The organism is Buttiauxella sp. S19-1 (assembly GCF_022134725.1).
In the GTDB taxonomy this organism is placed as follows: domain Bacteria; phylum Pseudomonadota; class Gammaproteobacteria; order Enterobacterales; family Enterobacteriaceae; genus Buttiauxella; species Buttiauxella ferragutiae.
The window spans coordinates 1-6,254 of record NZ_JAHWLU010000175.1 but is presented as its reverse complement, the minus strand read 5'-3'; the positions used below and the strand labels follow the sequence as shown (position 1 = coordinate 6,254).

7 protein-coding genes are annotated in these 6,254 nt (G+C 49.2%); 3 read left to right on the top strand and 4 right to left on the bottom strand.

Annotated features, from left to right (window positions below):
* Nucleotides 1-331 (top strand): hypothetical protein (locus MES37_RS22915; RefSeq protein ID WP_237932705.1); only part of this gene is annotated, 331 nt, incomplete at its 5' end.
* Nucleotides 332-443: 112 nt separating this feature from the next.
* Here MES37_RS22915 and potD read toward each other — a convergent pair.
* Genes potD through potA form a run of 4 tightly spaced genes read right to left on the bottom strand, consistent with a single transcriptional unit; the run spans nucleotide 444 to nucleotide 4,252 of the window.
* Entirely contained in the window at nucleotides 444-1,490 is a 1,047-nt protein-coding gene (gene potD, locus MES37_RS22910; RefSeq protein WP_237932704.1) for a spermidine/putrescine ABC transporter substrate-binding protein PotD, read from the bottom strand.
* Entirely contained in the window at nucleotides 1,487-2,278 is a 792-nt protein-coding gene (gene potC, locus MES37_RS22905) for a spermidine/putrescine ABC transporter permease PotC (protein WP_133522647.1), read from the bottom strand. The genes potD and potC overlap by 4 nt, the downstream gene beginning before the upstream one ends.
* On the bottom strand, nucleotides 2,275-3,132 hold the full coding sequence (gene potB, locus MES37_RS22900) for a spermidine/putrescine ABC transporter permease PotB (protein ID WP_064547746.1): 858 nt from the start codon (nucleotides 3,130-3,132) through the stop codon (nucleotides 2,275-2,277). Before potB ends, potC begins: the two co-directional genes overlap by 4 nt.
* On the bottom strand, nucleotides 3,116-4,252 hold the full coding sequence (potA, locus tag MES37_RS22895) for a spermidine/putrescine ABC transporter ATP-binding protein PotA (protein ID WP_237932703.1): 1,137 nt from the start codon (nucleotides 4,250-4,252) through the stop codon (nucleotides 3,116-3,118). Before potA ends, potB begins: the two co-directional genes overlap by 17 nt.
* 288 nt (nucleotides 4,253-4,540) lie before the next feature.
* On the opposite strand from potA, the gene pepT reads away from it, so the two are divergent.
* Both pepT and MES37_RS22885 read left to right on the top strand, forming a co-directional pair.
* Nucleotides 4,541-5,767, top strand: a complete 1,227-nt coding sequence (gene pepT / locus MES37_RS22890; RefSeq protein ID WP_232886867.1) for a peptidase T — start codon at nucleotides 4,541-4,543, stop codon at nucleotides 5,765-5,767.
* Nucleotides 5,768-6,043: 276 nt separating this feature from the next.
* Nucleotides 6,044-6,254: AAA family ATPase (locus tag MES37_RS22885; protein WP_237932702.1), on the top strand; the 211-nt coding region annotated here is incomplete at its 3' end.

Here is a 6,254-nt window from a genome sequence, read left to right as displayed (position 1 = left end):
GGCGCGATTGAAGCCGGAACACAAGGTCAACGTCAAAACCCAAAGACCACACCGAGCCGGTTTTGACCTTGTTCCCGGTATAAATTGCCCCAGTGTTCCCCATAAGTCAGGGTTGAGCTGCCGGGAGTCGCGAACGACGCTGATGTTGGGGATAAGCTGGGGTTTACCGCGCAGCGGCAATTTAATGACCGGGCGCCTGGATTATCAAGGGGTTGGCGTTAACCCCTTGATACGTGCACCGTTTTCGGGAATTAAAGAGATAACAGAACGCACGGGTGAACGGAAAATCAACGAGGCATACAGGTCTCACCCTGACAAAATGCCCGGGTGAGTTGTGTATAAGAGACAGCCTTGAAGGAGAGGGGATACTCCGGAGGGACCGTCGGGTGTTCTCCCTCTCCTTTGGGAGAGGGCCGGGGTGAGGGGATACATCAACGCTAAACTCAGCGTCCCGCCTTCAACTTCTGAAAGTAATTCTCATAAATCGCACTGGCATCGCCGACATCGTTCTGCCACTCGCCATTTTTCAACACTGCTTCATCCGGATAGAGCGTCTTATCGCCTGATATTTCTTTTGGCAGCAGCTTACGTGCTTCGAGGTTTGGCGTCGGGTAACCGATCGTTTCTGCGACCTGTTTTGCCACATCCGGGCGCAGCAAGAAGTTAATCAGTTTCAACGCACCGTCTACGTTTTTGGCATTTGCCGGAATAGACAAGTTATCCATCCAGAAAATTCCGCCTTCTTTCGGCCAGACGATTTCCAGCGGCGTGCCAGCCTGGCGGGCAACAAACGCAGAACCATTCCACACCATGCCGAGATTCACTTCGCCTTCCATAAATGGGTTGGCTGGGTTATCCGAGTTGAAAGCTGCCACGTTTGGCATCAGCTTTTGCAGTTCGTGATAAGCCGCTTCAATCTCTTTCGGGTCAGTCGTGTTGCCGGAATAGCCCAGTTTGCGTAATGCGACCTGGAACACTTCACGTGCATCATCAGTCAACAGCAAACTTTGCTTGTATTCTGGCTTCCACAAATCTGCCCAACTGGTGACCGTTTTCGGGTCGATGGCATCGCTGTTTACGCCAATTGCCGTAGCACCCCAGATATAGGGAATGGAGTAATCGTTATTCGGGTCAAAGGGCTTATTAAGCATTTCAGGATCGAGGTTTTTGAAATTGCTCAGTTTGCTTTTGTCGATCTTCTGGATCATGCCTTCTTTGCGCATTTTCGCCACAAAGTAAGTTGATGGCACCACTAAATCATAGGCACCGTCTTTATAAGTTTTGAGCTTGGCGTACATGGTTTCATTCGACTCGTAAGTCGAGTAAATCACTTTGATGCCGGTTTCTTTGGTGAACTGTTCAAGCAGGCCTGGCGGCACATACTCGGTCCAGTTATAGAAATAGAGCGTCTTGCTGTCATCGGCATGTGCAGCGCCGAAACTCAGTACCAGTGCGCTAGCAGCTAGCAGGTGGCGTGGCCATTTGGTCATTTTAACGTCCCCTGAATTTTGGTTTTATCACGAAGAATAAGCTGACTGGCAACCACCAGGACCAGCGAGAGTACCAACAGAATAGTAGCCAGCGCGTTCACCTCAGGTGAAACGCCGACCTTCACCATTGAGTAAATTTTCAATGGCAAAATTTCATAACTTGGCCCAGTGACGAATGAGGAAACCACCACATCATCCATCGACAGGGTAAAACTGAGCAACCAACCCGCGGCTACCGCAGGCATCGCCAGCGGCATCAGGATCTTGCGCAAAATCGTAATTTCGCTGGCACCTAAATCTTTCGCAGCTTCCAGCATCCGTACATCAAACCCTTTGAGTCGCGAATAGACGGTGACAACCACAAATGGCAGGCAGAAAGTGATGTGTGAAAACAGCAGCGACCAAAAGCCAAGCGAAACGCCGAGCAGCATAAACAACACCAGCAGTGAAATCGCCATCACGATATCAGGCGACATCATCACCACAAATAGCATACCGCTGACGAATGGCTTGCCGCGAAAACGGTAGCGATACAGCGCCACGGCAGTCAGCGAGCCAATCAGCGTTGCCACCGTGGCGGAAACCACCGCCATCGTCAGCGAGTGTTGAGCGGCTTGCAGCAGACTGTCGTTGTTCATCAGCAGGCTATACCACTTGCCCGTAAAGCCTTGCCAGTTAATACCGAAACGCGAACTGTTAAACGAATTGACGATCAAAATGATAATCGGGATGTACAAATACGCGTAGATGGCGCTCATAAAGCCGCCACGGAGCAGGCGACCGATCATTCTAATTCCACCTTCTTATTCAGCAAACTGGCGGCACGCCAGTAAATCAGCAGCATCAGGCCCATCACCAGCGTGAGGGTAATGCTGGTCGCCGCGCCAAATGGCCAGTCGCGGATGTTCAGGAACTGGCTTTTTATGACGTTACCAATCAGCAGGTTTTTCGCGCCACCCATTAAGTCGGAAACGTAAAACAGCCCCATCGCGGGCAGCATCACTAACAAGCACCCGGCAATAATGCCCGGCATGGTGAGCGGAATAATAATGCGGATAAAGGTTTGTAGTTTGCTGGCACCTAAATCACGCGCCGCTTCCAGCAGCGGTTTATCGAGCTTTTCAATGCTCGAGTACAGTGGCATTACCATAAATGGTAGCAGGATATACACCAGGCCAAGGATGACGGCGCTTTCGGTGTACATGATACGAATCGGCGTATCAATCACCCCAAGCCACAGCAAAAACTCATTCATAACCCCTTTGGTGCTGAGGAAAATTTTCAGCCCGTAGATACGAATTAATGAGTTGGTCCAGAAGGGAACGATCAGCAAAAACAACAATAAAGGGCGCACACGTTCCGGTAATCGCGCAAGGAACCAGGCAAACGGATAACCCAACACCAGGCAGGCGAGGGTAGCAATCACCGCCATATTGAGCGAGTGCAGCAACACCTGTGCATATAAAGGGTCAGCAAGCCGGGTGTAATTATCCAGAGTGAAAACCATGCTGACGAAATTAGCGTCATCACGGGTCAGGAAACTGGTGCCGATGATCATCAGATTGGGCAGGAACACGAACAGCACCAGCCAACCGACGACAGTGGCGATCACAACGTTCTGGAATTTACGCGAGCTCTTCATCTGCTAGCACGACCTCCCAACTTTCAACCCAGTTTATCGACATTTTCTGGTCGAGCGTGTGGTCAAAATCAGGGTCGTCTTCATTGAAGAATTCGCTGACCATCACCATTTTGCCGTTTTCCAGCTCGACATTAGATTCCAGCGTCATACCTTTGTAGTTACGCTCCCGCACATAGCCGATTAAACCATCGGCCACATGAGTATCGTTTATTTCTTCCACACGCAGATCTTCGGGGCGCAACAACACTTTCAAATGCTGGCCGACCGTAACCGGCATGCTCGCGTAAATGTGGCATTCGCGACCTTCAACGAAGGCCCGCACGCGCTGTTCATCGACTCGTTCGATAACAGTCGCATCAAAAATGTTGATTTCACCGATAAAGCTCGCCACGAACAGGTTTTTCGGTTCTTCGTAAATTTCGCGTGGCGTGCCGTCTTGCTCAATGCGGCCATTACGCATCACCACAATCCGGTCGGACATGGTTAACGCTTCCTCCTGGTCGTGAGTGACGAATACGAAAGTAATGCCGAGTTTGCGTTGCAGCGCTTTTAATTCGTTCTGCATCTGCTTGCGTAATTTGTAATCAAGCGCGGAAAGCGACTCATCAAGCAATAATAGACGCGGTTTATTGACCACAGCCCGCGCAATGGCCACACGCTGTTGCTGGCCACCAGAAAGCTGATGCGGTAAACGTCGTGCATATTCCTCTAACTGCACCATTTTCAACGCTTCGGTCACGCGTGGGGTAATCTCGGCGGCAGGCGTTTTCTGCATCCGTAAACCGAAAGCGACGTTTTCAAAAACGGTCATATGAGGAAACAGCGCGTAGCTCTGGAAGACGGTATTGACGTGGCGGTGCTCGGCTGGAACCTGCGTGATATCCTGGCCATCAAGTGAGATCGTGCCAGAATCCGCGCTTTCCAGTCCGGCGATGATGCGCAGCACCGTGGTTTTGCCGCAGCCGGAAGGGCCAAGGAGTGTCAGAAATTCACCATTATTGATGGTGAGGGATAAATCAGAAATAACGGTTTTACCCTCAAAGCTCTTATCTACGCCTGCCAGTTCTACCAGCGGCGAGAGCGAACATTGCAGTGTCTTCAATTTTTTACGCTGTCCCATATAAGACGCATCAAATTGCGGGCTGATGCGGGGTTTGTGATTAACCACCTTGCGGTTTTTGCACGTTGAGTAAGGGCAAGCATTCTACGGCAAAGCATTGAAATCGCCAATGCTTGCTGCCTTTCAGCCGTTTGAATTTGATTGGTATTCAAGCAGCAAACACCAAATCCGCTCGCATTGCATTACATTCGTGACTATTTTCATCTCTGGTAGGTTAAAAGTGACCTGACGCAATATTTGCATTTGTGGCTTACTGATAATGAAGTCACAAAAATTGAGGATAGCGACATGGATAAATTACTTGACCGATTCTTACATTATGTCTCTTTGGATACACAGTCCAAATCCGGCGTAAAACAAGTTCCCAGCACCGAAGGGCAGTGGAAGTTGTTGCGGTTACTGAAAGAGCAAATGGAAGAGATGGGTTTGGTGAATGTGACGCTAGGCGATCATGGCACCGTGATGGGGACGCTACCGTCTAATGTGGATAAAAAAGTCCCTGCCATCGGCTTTATCTCCCACGTAGATACCGCGCCTGATTTTTCAGGTAAAAACGTCAATCCACAAATTGTAGAAAATTATCGCGGTGGCGACATCGCGCTGGGGATTGGTGATGAAGTGCTGTCACCAGTGATGTTCCCTGTGCTGCACCAGTTGCTGGGGCAAACGCTGATTACCACCGATGGTAAAACGCTACTTGGCGCTGACGATAAAGCCGGTGTTGCCGAAATCATGACGGCACTTGCGGTAATGAAAGAGAAAAATGTTCCGCACGGTGATATTCGAGTGGCTTTCACGCCAGATGAAGAAGTCGGCAAAGGTGCTAAACACTTTGACGTTGAAGCATTCGATGCTCAGTGGGCATATACCGTAGATGGCGGTGGAGTCGGTGAGCTGGAGTGTGAGAACTTCAACGCAGCCTCAGTGACTATCAAGATCGTCGGCAACAATGTTCACCCTGGTTCTGCGAAAGGGGTGATGGTCAACGCGCTTTCGCTTGCCGCCCGCATTCATGCTGAAGTGCCGGCTAATGAAAGCCCTGAATGCACTGAAGGCTACGAAGGTTTTTATCATCTTCATGGCATGAAAGGGTCGGTTGACCGTGCAGAAATGCACTACATCATCCGCGATTTTGACCGCGAACAGTTCGAAGCGCGTAAACGCAAGATGATGGATATCGCCAAAAAAGTGGGTAAAGGATTACATCCGGATTGCTACATTGAGCTGGTTATCGACGACAGTTATTACAACATGCGCGAGAAAGTTGCTGAGCACCCTTACATTGTGGACGTGGCACAGCAGGCGATGCGCGATTGCGATATAGAACCTATTCTGAAACCAATTCGCGGCGGCACCGATGGCGCACAGTTGTCATTTAAAGGTTTGCCTTGCCCGAACCTGTTCACCGGCGGCTATAACTACCACGGCAAACACGAGTTTGTGACGCTGGAAGGGATGGAAAAAGCGGTAGCGGTGATTGTCAGGATTGCGGAGCTGACGGCGAAGCAGGGGTGATATAACCAATTGCTGGTGGGGCGGTAGATAATAAAGGGGCGGAAGCCCCTTTTTTTTATTAGTTGATTGTTAGTTTGGGGTATGGAGCATGCAAACATTAGCTCTGGAGACGCTAATATCGTGACAAGAATCCACTGCGACAATGGCTGTTCGATGTCATATAAGAAGTTTTGAATCATAAAGTAATGGCGTTTCAAATGCGGAATAGAGTATTTTTTATGAGTAATGATCTTATCAGCAAATGGATGTGTACATAATAACTTAAGGGTACTATTTATGATGCAAAGTATCGACTTACTTAGAGACTACGGAATCTTCAGAAACTATATTAAAAGGGATGCAAAAGATTTTGGACGGTTGAATTTAATATATGGTTGGAATGGCAGCGGTAAATCAACTTTATCATCACTTTTTGAACAGATAGAAAATAGACAGAATACTAGATATCCCAACTCCAGCTTTTCTATTAAGACATTCGAACATGGGG

Bases quoted from the DNA above. Each gene is read 5' to 3' on its own strand.
- potD (WP_237932704.1), bottom strand. From the start codon at position 1,490: ATGACCAAATGGCCACGCCACCTGCTAGCTGCTAGCGCACTGGTACTG.
- potC (WP_133522647.1), bottom strand. From the start codon at position 2,278: ATGATCGGTCGCCTGCTCCGTGGCGGCTTTATGAGCGCCATCTACGCG.
- potB (WP_064547746.1), bottom strand. From the start codon at position 3,132: ATGAAGAGCTCGCGTAAATTCCAGAACGTTGTGATCGCCACTGTCGTC.
- potA (WP_237932703.1), bottom strand. From the start codon at position 4,252: ATGGGACAGCGTAAAAAATTGAAGACACTGCAATGTTCGCTCTCGCCG.
- pepT (WP_232886867.1), top strand. From the start codon at position 4,541: ATGGATAAATTACTTGACCGATTCTTACATTATGTCTCTTTGGATACA.